The following is an 18729-nucleotide window of genomic DNA, read 5'->3' as shown; positions in this document are numbered from 1 at the left end:
CGACGATCTCCTGATCAGCAGGTCGGGATCCAGTCGAGCAACGCCGCGGCAATCTCGTCCGGCGAGTCCTCCGGCAGGAAATGCAGGCCGTTGACCGTCACCTCTCGCTGGTTCGGCCACTGCCGGCACTGCTCGCGAAGCGGGCCGTTGAGTAACGCCCCGGGCTCGGCGTTGACGAAGAGCTTCGGAATCGGGGTGTTCGCCATCCAGATGGCGTTGGCGGCAACGATGTCGTGGACGTCGGCCGGGGTTCCGTCGATGGGGATCTCCCGCGCCCAGGTCAGCGTCGGGCGCCGCGATTCGCCGGCCTCGGCGAAAGGAGCGCGGTAGGTGGCGTGTTCGTCCGGTGTCAGCTCACGCAGGATCCCGCTCGGGAGAACCGTTTCGACGAACACGTTCTGCTCCAGGACCAACTGCTCCCCTTCCGGGCTCCGCAGTCTGCGGAAGAGCTCCGGAGCCGGCGCGTTCGGGCTGTCCCAGGTCACCGGCGCGACCAGCGTCTCCAGGTAGGCGATCCCGCGTACGGCGTCCGCGTGCCGACGAGCCCAGTCCGTCGCGAGAACCCCACCCCAGTCGTGACCGACCAGGATCACCTGCTCGGTCAATCCCAGTGCTGCCAGGAATCCGTCGACGTACCGCCGGTGGTCGACGAAGCGGTACCGCAGCGCCTCGTCGGCAGTCGACGTACCGGAACGGCCCATCCCGACCAGATCGAGCGCGATGCAGTGAGCGATCCGCGACACCGGGCCGAGGACGTCACGCCACAGGTACGACGAGGTCGGGTTGCCGTGCAGCAAGACCACCGGTGGTCCGGCGCCGGCCTCACGGTAGGCGAGCCGGACACCGTCGACGTCGATCGACTCGTAACTGCCTGTCGTCACGGGCATCACGGTATACGCTAGGGCGCCAACCAAAAGGCCGGTGAGGACGTCCTATCAGTGTGGGACGGGGTCTATCCAAAGGGGTGTCCGATGCGCGGACTGATCGTTCGGAAGCTGGTGACCGGGCTGGTCGCGGGCGCCGCCATTGCGGCACTGCTGAGTTCCGGAAGCCTCGCCACCGCGCGTCCAGCCGCCACCACCGATCTGAAGACGGTGCCGTTCGAGGTCAGCGGCGAGCTGCCGATCTATCCGAAGGCCCTGTGGAAGAACGGTTCCACCGGGACGAACGTGCGCAAGGTCGAGGCCCGGCTGGTCCAGCTGAAGCTGCTCGAGAAGCGCTACCTGGACGACGAGTTCGGCACCATGACCCGGTCCGCGGTGAAGAAGTTCCAGAAGTCCAAGGGCGTTCCCGAGCTCGGGTACGTCGACCAGAACACCTGGAACAAGCTGGCCGCAGTCACCCACGAGCCGACCCAGACCGAGCTCTACCCGCCGGCCCCGGTGGTGAACGGCAAGAAGCTGGACGCCCGCTGCGCGACCGGCGTCGTACTCTGCATCGACAAGTCCACCCGCAAGCTGCGGTACGTCGTCGACGGTGTGGTGAAGATGCAGCTGGACGTGCGGTTCGGCGCGGTCAAGACGGCCACCCGCGAAGGCAGCTTCACAGTGGGCTGGAAGAGCCGCAACCACGTGTCGAAGCTGTACGACTCACCGATGCCGTTCGCGATGTTCTTCAGCGGCGGCCAGGCGGTGCACTACTCCTCGGACTTCGCCGCCCGCGGGTACAACGGCGCCTCGCACGGCTGCGTGAACGTCCGGGACCTGGGCAAGATCAAGCTCCTGTTCGACCAGATCAAGGTCGGCGACAAGGTGATCGTGTACCGCTCGTAGTGAACTACAGGGGACGCGGACCGCGCCGGCGCCGGATCCCCCAGCCACCCCGGCCGCGACCGGTGGCGGCGCGCAGGGCCGGGCGGGCGTCGACCAGGTAGACCGCCGAGGCGACGATGCCGATCAGGCCGAAGAAGCTCAGCCAGCCCTGGAAGATCTGACTCAGCGTGAACACGACCAGGATCAGCACCCAGCCGGGCTTGGTCAGCTTGTCCGCTGCGGTGAACACCGCCCGCGGCCGGAAGGCCGCGTCGAGCAGCGCCACCAGCTTGATCCCGAGCAGCACCCACCAGATGATCTCGAGCGGACCGGCGAACCCTGGGAACAGGTTCGGGAACGTGGCGAGTGGGACCATGCGTACGAGCCTACCGAAAGACCGGGCAGCCTACCTCTGCTGAGCGCAGATTGGGGGCTGCCCGGCCTCAGGATTCACCCAGGTGGTGGGTGTTGTTACTCTCAGTCGCCGATCTTGGAGGCGGCGTCCGAGGCGGCCTTGGAGGCGGTCTTCGCGGTCTTGCGGGCGCTGGTCGCGGTCGCCTTGACGTTGCGGGTCGCGCTGTCGGCGGTCTTCTTCGCGGTGGTCCGGGTGGCCTTGGCCTTGCTCGCCGTGGTCTTGGCCTGGGTGACCAGGTCCTCGGTGGCCTTCTGGCTGCGGATCCGCTCGACCAGGCCCTTGCCGCGGCCGGCCAGGTCCTCGTAGGTCTCCTCGGCCTGGCCCAGCACGGTGGTGAAACCGGCCTGCGCGGTCTTCGGCAGCTCACGCAGCTTGGCCGGGGCGGTCTTCGCGTCGGCGACGATCGCCTCGAACCGCTTGGCGAGCTCGGTCTGCGCCTTGGTCAGCTCGGTCTGCAGGGCCTTCTGGTCCAGCTTGGCGAGCTCCAGCTTCGCGAACCGGGCGGTGACGTCGTCGCTGACCGCGCGGAACTTCTCCACGGCCAGGTCGCCGGCGCCGGCGATCACGTAGAACGGGGTGACGGGCGTACGGGTAGCCATCAGGCTTCTCCTCGGGATGTCTTTCAGCAGGAAGGTGTTACTTGCGCTTGCTTGCAGGGGTCTTCTTGGCCGCAGGCTTCTCGGCGCCAGCCGGCTCGGCCGGCTCCGGCTCCACCGCGGCGTCGTCGTCGGGCGTGTTCTCACGGACGAAGGACGCGTAGACGTCCAGCAGGACACGCTTCTGCCGCTCGTTCAGCGCCGGATCGAGCAGTACGGCGTCGACCACGCCGGCGGCCCGTCGGCCGTCCGAGCTGTCGTCCGGGTCGAGGATGCCGGCCCGCACGTACAGGGTCTCCGCGGAGATCCGCAACGCCTTCGCGAGCTGCTGCAGCACATCGGCCGACGGTTTCCGCAGGCCGCGCTCGATCTGGCTGAGGTACGGGTTCGACACACCGGCCAGGTCGGACAGCTGCCGCAACGACAACTGCGCATGCCGCCGCTGCTCGGCGAGGTACTCCCCGAGGGAGCCCACCGCCCCAGCCGCACGATCACTCAACCTGGCCATGCGTCCAGTGTGCTAGCAGAGTGCTTGCAATTGCAAGCAGGACCACCGTGACCCGCCTCACGCGGGGCGGCGAGCCCGATTCAGCTGAAGGTCGAGGCGTGTGGCTGGACCGCGCCGACGACGGCGCCACCGCCGTACAACGGGAACTGGGACTGCTGGTCGAGCACCTCGTGCTCGAGGCCGAGCATCTGCAGTACGGCGGCCATCACCACGGCTCGCGCTCGCGGCGTACCGTCCTCGATCTTCACCGCGATCCCGCGTCCGTCCTCGAGGCCGACGGCGTACACAGCCTCCGCGCCGACCTTGCAGAACAGGCCCGGGATGGCCCGCATCAGGGCGGCCTCGTCGCGCATACTCCCGCTGGCGTACTCCGGGTATCCCCGGAACGCGTCCTTCACCTGAGCCTCGAGCGTGCCCGGCGCGGCGGCAGCGAACAGGCCGAACGACCGAGCGAGGCCGGCCAGGCTGATCGCGAGGATCGGGGCGCCGCAGCCGTCCACGGCGACGTACGAGACCTTCTCGCCGGCGGTGTCCTCGACCGCGGTCCGGATGACCTGCTGCAGCGGGTGATCCGGCGCGCGGTAGTCGTCCAGCGGCCAGCCGTTGATCACGCAGGTGAGCAGCATCGCCGCGTGCTTGCCCGAGCAGTTCATGACGATCCGCTCCTGGCCGTGGCCCGCGCGAACCCAGGCGTCCCGGCCGGCATCCTCGAGCGGGTACGCCGGCGGCGTCCGCAGCGCCGACTCGTCCAGCCCACCCAGCGCGAGGATCTCGCGGACGCCGTCCAGGTGGATCTGCTCGCCGGAGTGCGACGCGCCCGCCAGCGACAGCAGTTTGCCGTCGAGCGGCAGCCCGTTGCGGAGCATGCCGAGGGCCTGCATCGGCTTGTTCGACGAGCGCGGGAACATCGGCTGGTCCACCACACCAACGGACCACTCGACCGCGCCGTCGGGGTTCGTCACCACGACGGAGCCACGGTGGTGGCCCTCGACGAAGCCGCTGCGGACGACGTCGGCCAGGATCACAGGTTCGGTCACGGCAGAACTGTACAGGTGCAAAATGCGGCATTGCGAATGAATCGGTTCACAGCCGGGCGCGGACGTGCAACCCCACCTCAGGGTCGACCAGCAGCTCCTGGGTCGCGGTCACCGTCGGCTGGTCCTCGGCGACGACGTCGAGCACAGCCGCCGGATCCACGTTCCGCTTCACCAGCGCGAGCGCGATCGGGCCGAACTCGTGGTGCCGCGCCGCCGACCCGACGAACCCGACCTGCTTGTCTCCGACGCGTACGGCGTACCCGTGCTGCGGCAGGTGGTCGACCGAGCCGTCCAGGTGCAGCCGCACCAGCCGCCGCGGCGGACGGCCGAGGTTGTGCACCCTGGCGACCGTCTCCTGACCGCGGTAGCAGCCCTTGTTCAGATGTACGCCGACACCGAGCCAGCCCAGCTCGTTGGGAATCGCCCGCTCGTCCGAGTCCAGGCCGAACCGCGGCGCACCCGCCTCGATCCGGAGCGCCTCGTAGGCCCAGATCCCGGCCGCCGGACCCTCGAGCCCGGCCAGCTCGGCCCGCGGCAGAAAGACCTCGTGCCCGCCGAGCGAGTCCTCGCCGCTGCGGGTCAAGAACTCTCCCTGAGCCGGACCGGGACGCCAGATGATCGCGTAGTCGTCGGTCACGTCGGTGATCTCGACGCGGGACATGAAGACCATCTTCTGCAGCCAGTCCACGAGCGCCGCGGCGGCACCCGGCTCGGTGTGCAGCCAGAACGTCTCGCCGTCGTCGACGCCGTACATCACGTGCTCGACGTGACCGGTCGGCGACAGCAGCAGTGCGGTCGTCGACGTACCGGGCTTCAGGCCCTCGAAGTACTGCGTCGTAAGCGCGTGCAGCCAGGTCAGCCGGTCCGGACCGGTGATCTTGACGACCTCGCGGTGCGACAGGTCGACGAACCCGTCACCGGCCGCGAGCGTCCGCTGCTCCCGCAGGTCGGAGCCGTAGTGGGCCGCGACGCCGGCGTCGAGTCCGTCGGCCTCGACCGCGCCGGGCCGGTCGAGCAGGGGGCTGCGCTTCCGTGACATGTCACCAGAGTACGTCGAGCGGCGTACCGCGAACGCCTCCCACCGTGGGATGTGGACAACACCCGGTCCCGGACAGCCTGGAGGTACCAAATCTCGAAGGGAGCAAGGCGATGAGCGACAGGCGATTCCGGTTCGGCGTGGTGGGCAGCCCGGCGACCGCGGAGCAGTGGACCACGACCGTACGGCGGGCGGCCGACCTCGGCTACTCGAGCGTGCTCATGCCCGACGGACTGCAGTTGCCGTCGCCGTTCGCCTCCCTCGCGATGGCAGCGACGCTCGCAGACATCCGGGTCGGGACGTTCGTCGCCGCCGCGCCGCTGCGGACGCCCCGGCAGGCTGCCTGGGACGCGCACACGCTGACCGTGCTGACCGACGGGCGGTTCGACTTCGGCATCGGCACCGGGCGGCCGGGCACCGACCAGCAGGCCGCCGAGCTCGGGCTGCCGTTCGGCTCGGGCAAGGAGCGCCGCGACCAGGTGCGCGAGACCCTCGACATCCTGGAGCGGCTCGACGGCGAGCGCCGTACGCCGATCATGCTGGCGGCCGGCGGACCGCGGGCGCTGGCGCTGGCCGCGGCCCGGGCGGACATCGTGTCGATCGCCAAGGACGCGATGACACCGCGGGCGGAGATCCAGCGGCTGGTCCGGGACCTGCGCGAGCTGGCCGGACCGCGGGCGGACCGGATCGAGCTGGCGATGAACCTGTTCGCGGCCGGGACCCGCGAGCTGCCGCCGTGGACCCGGCAGGCCGCGGGCGTGTCCCCGGAGGAGCTCGAGGCGAGTGACTCGCTGATGATGCTGCGCGGGACGCCGCAGCAGATGGTCGACGAGCTCGAGCGGCGCCGCGACGAGTTCGGTACGACGTACATCACCGTCAACGCGACGTACGTCGAGGACCTGGCTCCTGTGGTCGAGAAGCTCGCCGGCAGCTAGACGTGGCACTGCCCGTCAGCTGCAGGAAGCTGACGGGCAGTGCCGGAGGGGTGGAGAGGTGGATCAGTGGCGGGAACCGCTGTCTACTGCGGGCGCATCCGCCAGAGGTACGTCGCCGGCGTGCGTGTCACCGGCGGCGAAGGCTTCCTCGTCGAACGGGTCCTCACCGGCGAAGACCTGCTTGGCCTGGGCCTTGTCGAACTCACCGACCCAATGCCCGATCAGGACGGTCGCAACCGCGTTGCCGGCGAAGTTCGTCAACGCCCGGGCCTCGGACATGAACCGATCGATGCCGACGATCAGGCCGACGCCGTCGACCAGCTCCGGCCGGTGCGACTGCAGGCCGCCGGCCAGCGTGGCCAGGCCGGCGCCGGTGACACCGGCGGCGCCCTTCGAGGCGACGATCATGAATACCAGCAGCGAGATCTGCTGGCCGATCGAGAACGGTTCGTCCATCGCCTCGGCGATGAACAGCGACGCCATGGTCAGGTAGATCGCGGTGCCGTCCAGGTTGAACGAGTAGCCGGTCGGGACGGTGATGCCGACCACGGACTTGTCGACGCCGAGGTGCTCCATCTTCCCGATCAGCCGCGGCAGCGCGGTCTCCGACGACGATGTCGAGACGATCAGCAGGAACTCGCGGCCGAGGTAGCGCAGCAGCTGGAAGATCGACAGCCCGGTCACGACCCGCAGCAGGGTGCCGAGCACGACCACCACGAACAGCAGGCAGGTCACGTAGAACGCCAGCATGATCTTCAGCAGGCTGACCAGCGCGGTCGAGCCGGCCGCGCCGACCACCGCGGCGATCGCGCCGAAGGCGCCGACCGGGGCCGCCCACATGATCATCGACAGCACCTTGAACACCAACCGCTGCAGGTGCCCGATGCCGTTCAGGATCGGCTGCCCGCCGGCGCCCATGGCCTGCAGCGCGAAACCGATCAGCAGCGCCACCAGGACGGTCTGCAGCACCTCGCCCTCGGTCACCGCGGACACGATCGTCTTCGGGATGATGCCGAGGATGAAGTCCGTGGTGGTCTCGTGCGCACCGGCGGCCTGCTTCTGGCCGGCCTCCCGCAGCTTGTCGGTCAGGTCCAGGCCGGAACCGGGCTGGACCAGGTTGCCGACCACCAGGCCGATGGCGAGCGCGGCCGTCGACATCACCAGGAAGTAGGCGAGCGCCAGGCCGCCGACCTTGCCGACACTGGCGGCCTTGCGGACCGAGCCGATGCCGAGCACCAGCGTGCAGAAGATGACTGGGCTGATCATCATCTTGATCAGGTTGACGAACCCGGTGCCGAGCGGTTTCAGCTCGACCGCGAAGTTCGGGAACAGGAAGCCGACACCGATGCCGAGCAGGACGGCGACGATGACGGCGATGTAGAGGAAGTGGGTGCGATCGTTGCGGACCGGGGTGGGCCGCGATTCTGTCGGGCTCGACATGGGGGACACTCCTGTATCGGCCGGGCGGGCTGTACCTGAGTAACTGTGACGTGACGCACAGGGGAACTGCGCATTTCGTTCATATCGTTCGCAACACCGGACCAGTGGGCCCGCTGGAATGCACAAATCCGGCCCATCCTGTGCACACTGTCGGCATGAAGCGTCGGCCGTGGGAACTGCGTCGCCAGGTGCTCTGGCTGCAGACCGTCACGGCACTGGTGTTGATCGCGGTCGTCTGGCTCACGATGATCGCCCAGTCCCGCACGCAGGCCGACCGGGACGCCGCGGCCGCCGGGGTCGAGCCGCCCGGCTGGGGCGAGCTGATCCGGCTCGACATCCGCTCGATGCTCGGCGTCGCAAGCCTGATGCTCGGCTTCGCGATCGCCGGCAACGCCCTCGTCTCCTGGCGGGTACGACGCGCCACCCGAGGCATCGGCACGCAGGCGCTGGCCCGGATGCTCGACTTCTACGAAGGCGTACTGCGCGCCGCCCGCGAGGGCCTGGTCCTGCTCGACGCGGACGGCAGAGTCCAACTCGTCAACGACGAGGCCCGTCGGTTGCTCGGTTTGCAGACGGTTCCTCCTGGCACTTCGATCCGGGAGCTCCACCTGGGCAACACTTTGTCGGAGCTGCTGACGGCGGGTCGAACGGCGTACGACGAACTCCACCTCGGCGCCGAGGGCGTCGTGGTCGTGAACCAGCAGCCGGCCCGGTCCGGGCGGATCGTGACACTGCGGGATCACACCCAGCTGCAGCGGCTGCTCGGTGAGCTGGACGCGGTCCGCAGCCTCGCGGAATCCCTGCAGGCACAGAACCATGAGGCTTCGAACCGCCTGCACACAGTGGTCAGCTTGATCGAGATCGGCAAGCCGGAAAAGGCCCGCGAGTTCGCGGTCTCCGAGCTGCAGTTCGCCCAGGCGATGACCGATCGCGTCGTCGGCACGGTCGGCGATCCGGTGCTCGCGTCACTGCTGCTGGCCAAGCTGTCCCAGGCCCAGGAACGCGGTGTCGCCCTCACGCTGGAGCTCGGTCACGAAGCCCTCAACACCCGCCTGCCTGCGCAGGACGTCGTCACCGTCGTCGGCAACCTGCTCGACAACGCGATCGAGGCCGCCCGCGGTGGATCCGCACCCCGCCGGGTCGAGCTGAGGGCGAGTACGACGCCGGACGCGATCGACCTGGCCGTCACCAACACCGGCGCCGAACTGGGGTCGGCCGAGCTGGCGCACATGTTCGACCGCGGCTGGACCACGAAGGCCGAGCCGGGACACGGACTCGGGCTCGTACTGGTGCGCAGTACGGTCGAACGCTGGCAGGGTTCGCTCATGGTCGACCCGGATTCCGAGCTGGACGACGTACCGGCGCTGACCGTGCGGGTCCGGCTGCCGCGGGCGGTGGGCGTCAGTGCCTGACCTGCGCGTGCTCGTCGTCGAGGACGACCCGGTCGCCGCCGAGGCCCATCGCACGTACGTCGACCGGCTGCCCGGCTTCGCGTGCCTCGGAGTCGCCGGTACGGCGGCCCGCGCGCTGCAGGTGCTCGCCCGCGGCGACGTGGACCTGGTGCTGCTCGACATGAACCTGCCCGATGGGCACGGTCTCGACGTGGTCCGGCGGATGCGGGCCCTCGGCAACCAAACCGACGTGGTCGCGGTGACGTCGGCCCGCGAGGTCGCCGCAGTACAGGCTGCAGCCCGGATCGGCGTGGTGCAGTACGTGCTGAAACCCTTTGCCTACGAGACTTTGCGCGACCGACTGACGGCGTACGCACGACAGCGCAAGGCCGCCGAGTCCGGCCAGGTGGTGGCGGATCAGGACGAGGTCGACCGTCTGTTGCACCCGGCAACCGTCTCGTCAGTGCCGAAGGGACTGGCCGGATCCGTGCTGGATCGCGTCGTCCAACTGCTCGGCGATCGCGAGGGCTGGACGGCTGAAGAAGTCGCGGCGTCGCTCGGCACGTCCCGGATCACCGCGCGGCGCTATCTCGAGCACCTCGCCGACCAGGGCCAGGCGCTCCGCACGCAACGGTACGACGGCCGCAGCGGGCGACCGAAAGTCGAGTACTCCTGGGTGGCGGAGAGTTAGCTCGACCGGACCAGAGTGGCCCAGAGGTGGGGCTGGAGCGGGTGCCCCTCGGCGGCCATGTCGTAGGCCCACATCAGCTCGCCCTTGACCAGGCCGTAGAGCCGGTGGCCGGCGCTGACCTCCTTGGCCGTCTCGGTGCGGGCGACGACGTCGGTCCGAAGCTCGATCTTCGCGCCCTCGATCTCGCCGTACCAGATCTCGGCGAAGCCGGTCGGGTGGGCCAGGATCACCTCGAGCTTGTTGTCCGGCTTGGGCCGCCAGAACCCGGTCTCGACCGCGAGCGGGCGCTCCTTGGTGCCGCCCGCGCCGACCACGTAGGTCTGGCTGACGTAGTGCAGGTACGGCTTGCCGTTGTGGCTGAAATCGATCTGCTGGCCGAACTCGAACTTCTCGATCGTCGGGTAGTCCCCGTGACCGCGGCCCTCCCAGCGACCGAGCAGCCAGGCCAGCGGCATCAGGTCGGGGTGCAGGTCCTGCGGGATCTCGAACGCCATCTCAGTTCGCACTGCGGCCGCGGTACAGCCGGTAGACGACGAACGCGGAGAACCAGCCCATGAAGACACAGACCAGGACCAGCAGCGTGGTGAAGATGACGTGCAGCACGTCGGCCAGTCTAGAGGATCGGCGCCGGGGTCTCTGGGCTACCGTGGCGTGATGTCCCGCACGCTGGTGATCAAGCTGACCGCAGGCGCCGAGGAAGCCGAGCGCGCCAACCAGGCCTTCACCGTCGCGGCCACGGCGGTCGCGGCCGGTGCCACGGTGTCCCTGTGGCTGACCGGGGAGGCTGTCTGGTTCGCCGTACCCGGGCGGGCGGAGGAGTTCGACCTCCCGCACGCCGCGCCCCTGGCCGACCTCCTGACCGCCGTCCTCGAAGGCGGCCAGTTGACGGTCTGCACCCAGTGCGCCAAGCGCCGCGACCTGACCGAGCCCGACCTTCGCCCCGGCACCCGAATCGCCGGCGCCCCCGCCTTCACCGAAGAAGTCCTCACCGACAACACCCAAGCCCTCGTCTACTAACCGCCGACCGCTCCCGCGGGGGCGGCCGTGCTCCCCACGCGTTCCATCCCTGGGGCGATCGCGCTCCTAGGTGTGCCGCTTGTGGGTTGGCGGGGTTGGTCGGGTGTCAGCGTTCCTGGCCGGGGCCGTCGGTTCGGCTGCCTGGGCCGCGGCTGGCGCCGGCGTGCACCTGGGCTGCGGTTTGGCCGCCGCGGCCGCCTTCGAGTGTGCCCGGCTCGGGCCGCGTCGCCGCACCGCCGGCAGGCGCACGGCCGCTGGAGTAGACAGTCTCGTTGCGCTGCCGCTCCGCATCCGGTACGTCGCGACCGGGCCCACGCTCACCTTGCTGCGCGGCCCGCTCGGCCCGCTGCCCTTCGAGATTCTGCTCGACCGGGTGGTACTGCTGCCCGTCGATCCACACCTCCCCACTACCGACGTTCTGGACGTTGGCCCCATCCTGACGCCCCTGCGTCTGGCCAGGCCCGTCCTGCCCCTGATCAGGCCCGTTCACCGTGAACGTCGCGTTGTTGATCGACCCGTCCTCCTGCATGACGTCCCGATAATCCTGCCCCTCCTGCCCCTGCAAACGCTGAGGCCGCTCCCCCTGCTCTCCTAGCTCACCCTCCCGCTCCGGCTCCCGGTCGTCCCGGGCTTGGTCAGCCTGCTGGTCCAGCTCCGGCTCCCGCCCCTCCCGGGCTTGCTCCGCCTGCTGATCCAGCTCCGGCTCCCGCCCGTCTCGGGCTTGCTCGGCCTGCTGGTCGAGCTCGGGCTCCCGGTCGTCCAGCGTCTGCTGTGGCTCCTGGTCGAGCTCCCGGTCGTCCCGCGCCTGCTCTGCCTGCCGGTCGAGCTCGGGCTCTCGGTCGTCCTGCGCCTGCTGCTGTTCTTCTCGGTCGTCGAGTTCGTCGGCGACGGCGGCTGCTGTGCCTGCGGCTGCTACCGGGGCCGTCGGGTCGACGGCCTGATCGCGGCGGCGTTCGTCCTCCTCGCGTTCCCGCTGCTCACGAGCGTCGCGCTGCCGATCGGTCTCGTCGTCCCGGTCGCGGTCAGCCTCAGCCTCCTGGTCGTCCTCGACCCGATCGAGGACCCCGTCTTCGTCCCGATCACCCTGCCGCTCGTCGACCTCGGCGTCTTCCTCGCGCTGCTGCGCGTCGTCGACCGCCCGGTCCCGATCGTCGATCTCGTCCGGCTGGAGATTGTTGTTCAGGTCGCCGTTGGCCTCCGCCTGCCGGTCGGCCTCCTCCTGCAGCCGCTCGAGCTCGGCCCGCCGCTCGGCGTTCTGCTCCGCCAGCCGCGCGTTCTCCTCCTCGAGCTGCCGGACCTGCCGCTCGTGCTCGTTCCACTGGTCGGCCCGGTCCGGGTTCTCGTTCAAGTACCGGTCGAGGACCGGGTTCTGCTGTCGCGCATTGCGCATGTGCTCCAGCGCCGCGCGCGCCCGCTTGCGCCGGTCGAGCGCCTCCTTGACCAGCTTCAGGTTGTTGAGCAGCCGCCGGACCTCGTTCAGGGTCTGCTGAAAGATCTCTTCCGCTTCGTCGGCCATCACGCCACCTCACTCGCATAGACGGAGTACCCGAAGCCGGCCTGCGTGTTCTCCGGCCCGGGCTGTGTCGCGTACAGGTGGATCTCGGCGCCCGGCCGCAACCAGACCGCCAGGTGCCGACGGCGGCCCCGCCACTCCACAGGCACCCGCGGATCCGCCCCCGGCCCGACGAACACCGGATCGCCCCAGTACTTGCGCCCGAGCGCGAGCTGCGCGGGCCAATGCGTGTCCAGGCCCTCCTCGGCATCGGCCAGCTCCGCCGACCCGATCTCGTACGCCGACCACCCGCTGCGCGGACTCTCCGGCAGTACGGCGTCCGGCAGCACAAGCATCACGGTCTCGCGCGGAGTGACAAGACCCCAGGTATAGCGGTCGGGATCGATGTTGCCGGGGGCCCAGGGACGCCAGCCGGTGACCGCGGTGACCCGGGACACCAGCGCCCGGATCGCGTCCAGGCCGGTTCCCGGGGGTCCCCAGATCGATCGCCAGTCGGAGACCTCGGCCAGGTCGGCCATGGCGCGTTCGTCATCGTCGGACGACCGCAGCTGCGTCTTCACCCGCCGACTCCTCTCATCGACAACCCGCACAGCCTATGCCCGCCCCGGTGCATCCGGTTCAGACCGACAGGACGTATATGCCCACTCGGCGGTTCCACGACGCCTGGCCTCGCGGAGCGCTCGACGAGGTGAGGCGATACCTCCTGTCGTTCGGCACCCGTAATCGCACGACGGCCCACAGATCGTCTCACCTGGGTTCTAGTGGAACCATGAAGATCCCGACGGAGCAGTCGTTCCGTTCCGCGCTGCACCATCCGCGGGTGGCGGTCGTGATCGGCCGCTGGCTCGGCGTCGCAGTCGCGGTCTGCTTCCTCACCGGCCTGTTCAGCCATCTGCAGCAGACGACACCCGGCTGGCTCGTCATCCCGAGCCGGCCGGCCTCGCTGTACCGGGTCACGCAGGGACTGCACGTGCTGACCGGCCTCGTCGCGGTTCCGTTGCTGCTGGCAAAGTTGTGGACGGTCTACCCCAAGCTCTTCGCCAAGCTGCCCTGGCCGCCGAGCCGGCAGGCGCTCGGCACGGTCCTGGAACGCCTCTCGATCCTGGTCCTGGTCGCCGCGCTGGCACTCGAGCTGTTCATCGGATTCGTCAACACGATCCAGTGGTACCCGTGGCCGTTCCCGTTCCGGCAGACCCACTACGCCCTCGCCTGGATCATCGTCGGCGCCCTGTTCGTGCACATCGCGGTCAAGCTCCCGCTGATCGCCACGCACTGGCGTCGCACCCCCGAACCGTTGCCAGCCGCAACCACCGGGATGACGCGCCGCACCTTGTTCCAGACCGTGGCAGGCGCCGGCGCGCTGGTCGGCATCACCTCGGCCGGCCAGTCCGTCCCTGCGCTCGGGCGGGTCGCCGTCCTGGCGCCACGGAAGCCGGGCATCGGCCCCCAGGGCCTGCCGGTCAACCGTACGGCGCAGGACGCGGGCGTCACGCCGATCGGCGCGGACTGGCGCTTCACGGTCGACGGTCCACAACCGCTGTCCTACACGATCGACGACTTGCGCGGGCTGCCGCAGAACCGCTCCGACCTCCCGATCGCCTGTGTCGAGGGGTGGAGCCAAGGTGCGCGGTGGGAGGGCGTCCGAATCCGCGACCTGCTCCGGCTGTGCGGTGCGCCCGAAGGATCGCGGGTCCGGGTCGTGTCGATGGAGCAGGGCGGCTTCTACGCCACGAGTGAGCTGCCGCCCGAGTTCGCCGACGACCCACTCACCCTGCTCGCACTGCGCCTCAACGGCAGCGAACTCGCGCTCGACCACGGATACCCGGCGCGGATCATCGCGCCGAACCGCCCCGGCGTACTGCAGACCAAGTGGGTGCACCGGCTGGAGGTCCTGTCGTGAAGGCCCGGGTCGCGCTTGCTGCGGTAGGCCTAGGCGTCGGGCTCTGGGGCCTGTGGCTGTTGCTGGATGCCCTGGACCCGCCGGCACTCCTCCGCCTCCCGCTGTGGCTCGGCGGCGCCGTACTCGCCGACGACTTCGTCCTCGTCCCGCTGACGCTTGCTGTCGGGTGGCTGCTGACGCGGCGGTCCGGCCTGGGCGCCGTCCGGACGACCTTGACGTACGTCGGCCTGACCACGCTGATCGCGATCCCGCTGCTGCTCCGTCAAGGCACCGGCGCCAACCCGACCGTGCTCCCCCGGAACTACCTGCGCGACTGGTTGCTGCTCGAGGCCGCGATCATCACGGTCGGCCTGATGGTGTTCGCCGCTCAGCGCTTGACGTTGAGGAGGTCGCGGGCCTCGTCCGGGGACATGGGCGGGCGCTGAGCCATCGTCGCGAGGGCGGCGGCGCGCTCGACCAGTTCGGCGTTGTGGGTGACCGGCTGACCCTTCGCCAGGGTCAGCGTGTCCTCCATGCCGACCCGGAGATGCCCGCCCTTCGACAACGCGGCCAGCGCGACCGGGAGCGCCGTACGCCCGATTCCCGTTGCGGACCAGGAGGTGACCGCGTCCGGCAGTGCGTTGACTGCGGCAACCAACGCGTCCGTCGTGCCGGGCATGCCGCCCGGGACGCCCATCACCAGGTCACAGTGCACGCGACCGCCGTACGGGAGGCCGTACTTGTCGAGCAGCCGGTGCAGCGCGGCCACGTGCCCGAGGTCGAACAGCTCGAACTCCGGCACCACCTCGCGCTCCTGCGACAGCTGGTAGAGCTCGGTGACGAACGGCCACGGGTTCATGAAGACGTCGTCGCCGAAGTTGACGGTGCCCATCGTCAGCGAGCACGAGTCCGGTACGGCGTCCAGCACCCGGAGCCGGTGGTCGAGCGGATCGGTCACCGCGCCACCGGTGGACAGCTGCACGATCAGGGCCGTGTTCTGGCGGACCGCGGCGACCGACTCGGTCAGCCGGCCGAGGTCGAGCGTCGGCCGGTGCTCGGCGTCGCGGATGTGCAGGTGGATCATCGCGGCACCGGCGGCCTCGCACCGCTTCGCCGTCTCGACCAGCTCGTCGAGCGTGGTCGGCAGCGCCGGGCAGTCCGCCTTGGCGGTCTCGGCGCCGGTGGGTGCAACAGTGATCAGGGTCGAAGCCATGAAGAGATCTTGCCAGATCCGGGGCAGTGACGGGACATTTGCCTGCCGGACGGCCTGATTACCGGACGATCTCCCGCGAGGCAGGATGGTGGCATGAGAGCCGTCGTACAGCGAGTCAGCCAGGCATCGGTCACCGTCGAGGGCGAGGTGGTCGGGGCGATCCACGAGCCCGGGCTGCTCGTCCTGCTCGGCGTCACCCACGACGACACCGACGAGAAGGCGAAGGCGCTCGCGGCGAAGATCTGGACGCTGCGCATCCTGCACGACGAGCGCTCCTGCTCCGACGAGCACGCGCCGATCCTCGCGATCAGCCAGTTCACCCTGTACGCCGACACCCGCAAGGGCCGCCGCCCGTCCTGGAGCGCCGCCGCGCCCGGCCCCGTCTCCGAACCCCTGTACGACGCCTTCTGCACAGCCTTGGAATCCCTCGGCGCCAAGGTCGAACGCGGCCGCTTCGGCGCGCACATGGACGTTGCCCTGACCAACGACGGCCCCGTCACCCTGATCCTCGACGCCTGACAAGACGAACTGCCCCCGGCGGGATCCGTGGATCCCGGCCGGGGGCCGGTGTGTTGTGTTCTGAATCGGTGAGGTTCGACTCAGAAGGGTGCGTTCGGCTGGATCAGCCGATGACGCCGGCGGCCGAGTGGCCGACGATGACCTTGGTGTTCAGGCTGTAGACGTCGATCACCAGGGCGTTCACCGCGACGTACCGCTGCTGCTTGACGACCTGGTTGAAGGTCAGCTTCGCGACACCCGGGATGTCCAGCGTCTGGTTCACACCGGTCTTGACCGGGTAGACCTTGTTGCCCACGCGGATCGAGGCGATGCTCGAGGAGTGGTCCAGGCCGACCTTGCCGTCCTTGGTCTTCCAGGCCGCGGCCGAGGACTCGATCGCGCCGATCGACAGCGTGCCGACCTTCACACCCGCGACGTGCGAGGTGAACTTCACGGCCGACTTGTCCATGCTCATGAAGCCGTTCTTCGTGGTGTAGACCGCACCCACGTAGGCGACCTTCGGGATGTTCAGCTCGCCGACCGCGTTCCGGATCGTCTTGCCCTCAGTGCCCTGGCAGGTGGACTGGTAGGAGGTCGGGCCGGAGACGACCAGCTTGTCCGCGTGCGCCTTGGTGCCGTACGCGTCACCGATCACCATCGCGGTGGCCGGCTTGGTGATCTCGGCGCGGGTCTTCAGCACCGCCACGTCGACACCCTCGGGGATGTACTGGTTCTTCACGTTCGCGTGCAGCACGACGGCCTGCGCGTACGAGTAGATGCCGGTGTTGGTCTTCACTCCACCGACGCGGTTCAGCACCATGTAGCCGAGGCCCGGGATCGCGACCTTGGTGTTCGGCTTCGGGTTGAGCAGCGACGGCACCGAGACGGCGCCGATCTTGACGCCGGCGAAGGTGGTGCTGCCGGTGTAGGACAGCTTGCCGTCCTTGTAGACCGACGTGGTGGTGGTCTTCACACCCGTCAGGTGCAGCAGGCTGCCGAGCTTGATGTCGACGGCCGTCGCGTTGCTGGTGACGCCGTTGCCGTGCTTGTTGTTGAACGAGTGGGTGTCGGTCCGCACGGTGCGGGCGATCGCCTGGTTGTTCACGTTCGCGGCGGCGAGGTCGTTCTTGTCGGACCGGTTCGAGTCCGTGGTGCAGCTGATCTGGCTGACCACCTGCGGGCCGCTGTTCGCCAGGCCCGACTGGACGTCGGTGCCGAACGCGTAGCCGCTGTACCCGAAGACAGGCGACGCGGACGCCGAGCCCGAGGTCAGCGCGATCGTAGAAGCCACGCCGACAACCGCCGCAACACCGACGGCAGCGAGCTTCTTGTATCCGATGCGGGGTCTCATGACCCCTCCTCCCTGAGTGATGACGTGACCCGGATGGCGGGCCAGGACACAGACACAACTCAGTCGGTTGCGGTAGGTAACGAGAAGGTTCCACTCCGAGATCAAACCGTTACATCACCGCCCGATGCGCGAGATTTCCGGGTCGGACCCGTAACCCCGGGATGATGCCGAAAACCCCTGTGGACAACTGGATTCCGGACATGCCGAAGGGTCCGGACGCGCAAGGTCCGGACCCTTCGGGGCTTGCATCAGGGTGGGCCGCCCTCGGTCGGAGGCGGCACCATGAGTAACGAACGAATGCTCAGACGGCTACGGCCACCTCGGCGACTTCGCCGTACTGGGCGACCACCTGGCGGTCGACCGGCTCGGCCTTCGGGGCCAGCGTCCGCAGCGTCCAGCTGCCCGGCGCCGCGAAGAACCGGAAGTGCCCGGTCGCGGACGTCGGCACCTCCGCGGTGAACTCACCGGAGGCGTCCAGCAGCCGCACGTAGGCGCCGCCGACCGGCTCCTCGCCGCGCAGCACCTGGCCCTGGATCACTGCTTCCTTGTCGACGTCCACGCCCTTGAGGTCGAGACCGCCCTGCTTTGCTCCGCACATGTGTCAGGCCTTTCCGGGTTCGTCGCCGAGGGCAACGGGTACGCCGACCAGCGAACCCCACTCGGTCCAGGAACCGTCGTAGTTCTTGACGTTCGGCTGCCCGAGGATCTCGTGCAGCACGAACCAGGTGTGCGCCGACCGCTCGCCGATGCGGCAGTAGGCGATGGTGTCCTTCCCGAAGTCGACTCCGGCGTCGGCGTACAGCGCCTGCAGCTCGTCGTCGGACCGGAAAGTGCCGTCGTCATTGGCGGCCTTGCTCCAGGGGATGCTCGCGGCGGTCGGGATGTGACCCGCACGCTGCGCCTGCTCCTGCGGCAGGTGGGCCGGGGCCAGCAGCCGGCCGGCGTACTCGTCGGGGCTGCGGACGTCGACCAGGTTCTTCACGCCGATGGCGTCCTTGACCTCGTCACGGAAGGCGCGGATGTTCAGGTCCGGCTCCTGGGCCTGGTACTCGGTCGCGTCCCGCTTGACGACCTCGTCGGTCAGCTCGCGGCTGTCCAGCTCCCAGCGCTTGCGGCCGCCGTCGAGCAGCCGGACGTCACCGTGGCCGTACAGCTTGAAGTACCAGTACGCGTACGCCGCGAACCAGTTGTTGTTGCCGCCGTACAGCACGACCGTGTCGTCGCTCTTGACGCCGCGGTCGGACAGCAGTGCCTCGAACTGCTCCTTGTTGACGAAGTCCCGCCGGACGTGGTCCTGCAGGTCTTCCTTCCAGTCCAGCTTGATCGCACCGGCGATGTGGCCGGCGTCGTACGCCGAGACGTCTTCGTCGACCTCGATCAGGACGACCCCGGCGTCGTTCTTGTGCTCCTCGACCCAGTCGGCCGAGACGAGCGCGGATTCCCTGCTCATGGTGTGCT

General features: G+C 69.1%; 22 protein-coding genes. 8 read left to right on the top strand and 14 right to left on the bottom strand.

What is annotated here, in order from left to right; translation table 11 throughout:
- Positions 1-14 precede the first annotated feature (14 nt).
- Positions 15-881 (bottom strand): haloalkane dehalogenase, encoded by an 867-nt coding sequence (locus ACIBGM_RS16060; RefSeq protein ID WP_396385966.1) that lies wholly within the window; start codon positions 879-881, stop codon positions 15-17.
- A gap of 90 nt (positions 882-971) precedes the next feature.
- Here ACIBGM_RS16060 and ACIBGM_RS16055 point away from each other — a divergent pair, with 90 nt between their 5' ends.
- On the top strand, positions 972-1772 hold the full coding sequence (locus ACIBGM_RS16055; RefSeq protein ID WP_360516343.1) for a L,D-transpeptidase family protein: 801 nt from the start codon (positions 972-974) through the stop codon (positions 1770-1772).
- A 4-nt stretch (positions 1773-1776) separates the two neighbouring features.
- Here the strand turns inward: ACIBGM_RS16055 and ACIBGM_RS16050 are convergent, their stop codons facing one another.
- The 5 genes from ACIBGM_RS16050 to ACIBGM_RS16030 all read right to left on the bottom strand — a co-directional run bounded on the left by ACIBGM_RS16050 (position 1777) and on the right by ACIBGM_RS16030 (position 5346).
- Positions 1777-2127 (bottom strand): DUF2516 family protein, encoded by a 351-nt coding sequence (locus ACIBGM_RS16050; protein ID WP_360516340.1) that lies wholly within the window; start codon positions 2125-2127, stop codon positions 1777-1779.
- 101 nt (positions 2128-2228) lie between these two features.
- Positions 2229-2765, bottom strand: coding sequence for a hypothetical protein (locus ACIBGM_RS16045; RefSeq protein WP_396385965.1), 537 nt, complete (start codon positions 2763-2765; stop codon positions 2229-2231).
- A 37-nt stretch (positions 2766-2802) separates the two neighbouring features.
- Positions 2803-3270, bottom strand: a complete 468-nt coding sequence (locus ACIBGM_RS16040) for a helix-turn-helix domain-containing protein (protein ID WP_396385964.1) — start codon at positions 3268-3270, stop codon at positions 2803-2805.
- 80 nt (positions 3271-3350) lie between these two features.
- Positions 3351-4307: an asparaginase gene (locus ACIBGM_RS16035; protein ID WP_360516331.1), complete on the bottom strand. Its 957-nt coding sequence runs from the start codon at positions 4305-4307 to the stop codon at positions 3351-3353.
- 46 nt (positions 4308-4353) lie between these two features.
- The gene (locus ACIBGM_RS16030; protein ID WP_360516328.1) at positions 4354-5346 is read right to left on the bottom strand and encodes a glycine cleavage T C-terminal barrel domain-containing protein; all 993 of its coding nucleotides are present in this window, start codon (positions 5344-5346) and stop codon (positions 4354-4356) included.
- 110 nt (positions 5347-5456) lie between these two features.
- On the opposite strand from ACIBGM_RS16030, the gene ACIBGM_RS16025 reads away from it, so the two are divergent.
- Positions 5457-6278, top strand: coding sequence for an LLM class flavin-dependent oxidoreductase (locus ACIBGM_RS16025; protein WP_360516325.1), 822 nt, complete (start codon positions 5457-5459; stop codon positions 6276-6278).
- Positions 6279-6341: 63 nt separating this feature from the next.
- Here ACIBGM_RS16025 and ACIBGM_RS16020 read toward each other — a convergent pair whose 3' ends face one another.
- Positions 6342-7718 (bottom strand): cation:dicarboxylate symporter family transporter, encoded by a 1377-nt coding sequence (locus tag ACIBGM_RS16020; RefSeq protein WP_360516322.1) that lies wholly within the window; start codon positions 7716-7718, stop codon positions 6342-6344.
- 155 nt (positions 7719-7873) lie between these two features.
- Here ACIBGM_RS16020 and ACIBGM_RS16015 point away from each other — a divergent pair, with 155 nt between their 5' ends.
- Both ACIBGM_RS16015 and ACIBGM_RS16010 read left to right on the top strand, forming a co-directional pair.
- A complete protein-coding gene (locus tag ACIBGM_RS16015) occupies positions 7874-9130 on the top strand; it encodes a sensor histidine kinase (RefSeq protein ID WP_396385962.1) in 1257 nt (418 codons plus the stop codon).
- On the top strand, positions 9123-9800 hold the full coding sequence (locus tag ACIBGM_RS16010) for a response regulator (protein ID WP_360516316.1): 678 nt from the start codon (positions 9123-9125) through the stop codon (positions 9798-9800). Before ACIBGM_RS16015 ends, ACIBGM_RS16010 begins: the two co-directional genes overlap by 8 nt.
- Here the strand turns inward: ACIBGM_RS16010 and ACIBGM_RS16005 are convergent.
- Positions 9797-10294: an FABP family protein gene (locus tag ACIBGM_RS16005; protein WP_396386214.1), complete on the bottom strand. Its 498-nt coding sequence runs from the start codon at positions 10292-10294 to the stop codon at positions 9797-9799. The two genes, ACIBGM_RS16010 and ACIBGM_RS16005, sit on opposite strands and share 4 nt — an antisense overlap.
- A 160-nt stretch (positions 10295-10454) precedes the next feature.
- Here ACIBGM_RS16005 and ACIBGM_RS16000 point away from each other — a divergent pair, with 160 nt between their 5' ends.
- On the top strand, positions 10455-10817 hold the full coding sequence (locus tag ACIBGM_RS16000) for a DsrE family protein (protein ID WP_360516313.1): 363 nt from the start codon (positions 10455-10457) through the stop codon (positions 10815-10817).
- A 106-nt stretch (positions 10818-10923) separates the two neighbouring features.
- Here ACIBGM_RS16000 and ACIBGM_RS15995 read toward each other — a convergent pair whose 3' ends face one another.
- Together ACIBGM_RS15995 and ACIBGM_RS15990 are read right to left on the bottom strand one after the other, a co-directional pair.
- Positions 10924-12333, bottom strand: a complete 1410-nt coding sequence (locus ACIBGM_RS15995; protein ID WP_396385960.1) for a hypothetical protein — start codon at positions 12331-12333, stop codon at positions 10924-10926.
- Positions 12333-12890 (bottom strand): hypothetical protein, encoded by a 558-nt coding sequence (locus ACIBGM_RS15990; protein ID WP_360516307.1) that lies wholly within the window; start codon positions 12888-12890, stop codon positions 12333-12335. Before ACIBGM_RS15990 ends, ACIBGM_RS15995 begins: the two co-directional genes overlap by 1 nt.
- A 209-nt stretch (positions 12891-13099) precedes the next feature.
- Between ACIBGM_RS15990 and ACIBGM_RS15985 the strand changes: the two genes are divergently transcribed.
- Together ACIBGM_RS15985 and ACIBGM_RS15980 are read left to right on the top strand one after the other, a co-directional pair.
- Positions 13100-14230, top strand: a complete 1131-nt coding sequence (locus ACIBGM_RS15985) for a molybdopterin-dependent oxidoreductase (RefSeq protein ID WP_396385959.1) — start codon at positions 13100-13102, stop codon at positions 14228-14230.
- On the top strand, positions 14227-14655 hold the full coding sequence (locus ACIBGM_RS15980) for a hypothetical protein (protein ID WP_396385958.1): 429 nt from the start codon (positions 14227-14229) through the stop codon (positions 14653-14655). The genes ACIBGM_RS15985 and ACIBGM_RS15980 overlap by 4 nt, the downstream gene beginning before the upstream one ends.
- Here the strand turns inward: ACIBGM_RS15980 and ACIBGM_RS15975 are convergent.
- Positions 14598-15422, bottom strand: a complete 825-nt coding sequence (locus ACIBGM_RS15975) for a 3-keto-5-aminohexanoate cleavage protein (protein WP_396385957.1) — start codon at positions 15420-15422, stop codon at positions 14598-14600. The two genes, ACIBGM_RS15980 and ACIBGM_RS15975, sit on opposite strands and share 58 nt — an antisense overlap.
- A 93-nt stretch (positions 15423-15515) precedes the next feature.
- Between ACIBGM_RS15975 and dtd the strand changes: the two genes are divergently transcribed.
- Positions 15516-15941 carry a D-aminoacyl-tRNA deacylase gene (gene dtd / locus ACIBGM_RS15970; RefSeq protein WP_396385955.1) on the top strand — a complete coding sequence of 142 codons (426 nt, stop codon included), beginning with the start codon at positions 15516-15518 and terminating at the stop codon, positions 15939-15941.
- Between the two features lie 103 nt (positions 15942-16044).
- On the opposite strand, the gene ACIBGM_RS15965 is transcribed toward dtd, so the two are convergent.
- From ACIBGM_RS15965 to ACIBGM_RS15955, 3 genes are all read right to left on the bottom strand, one after another.
- Positions 16045-17271, bottom strand: coding sequence for a choice-of-anchor P family protein (locus ACIBGM_RS15965; RefSeq protein ID WP_396385954.1), 1227 nt, complete (start codon positions 17269-17271; stop codon positions 16045-16047).
- Between the two features lie 301 nt (positions 17272-17572).
- On the bottom strand, positions 17573-17869 hold the full coding sequence (locus ACIBGM_RS15960) for a DUF1416 domain-containing protein (protein WP_360516290.1): 297 nt from the start codon (positions 17867-17869) through the stop codon (positions 17573-17575).
- Between the two features lie 3 nt (positions 17870-17872).
- Positions 17873-18721 carry a sulfurtransferase gene (locus ACIBGM_RS15955; protein WP_396385953.1) on the bottom strand — a complete coding sequence of 283 codons (849 nt, stop codon included), beginning with the start codon at positions 18719-18721 and terminating at the stop codon, positions 17873-17875.
- Positions 18722-18729: the final 8 nt, after the last annotated feature.

The sequence above is a fragment of the Kribbella sp. NPDC050470 genome (assembly GCF_044458365.1).
Taxonomy (GTDB): domain Bacteria; phylum Actinomycetota; class Actinomycetes; order Propionibacteriales; family Kribbellaceae; genus Kribbella.
The sequence above is the reverse complement of the archived record's forward strand: the minus strand, read 5'-3'. Positions and strand labels throughout refer to the sequence as shown.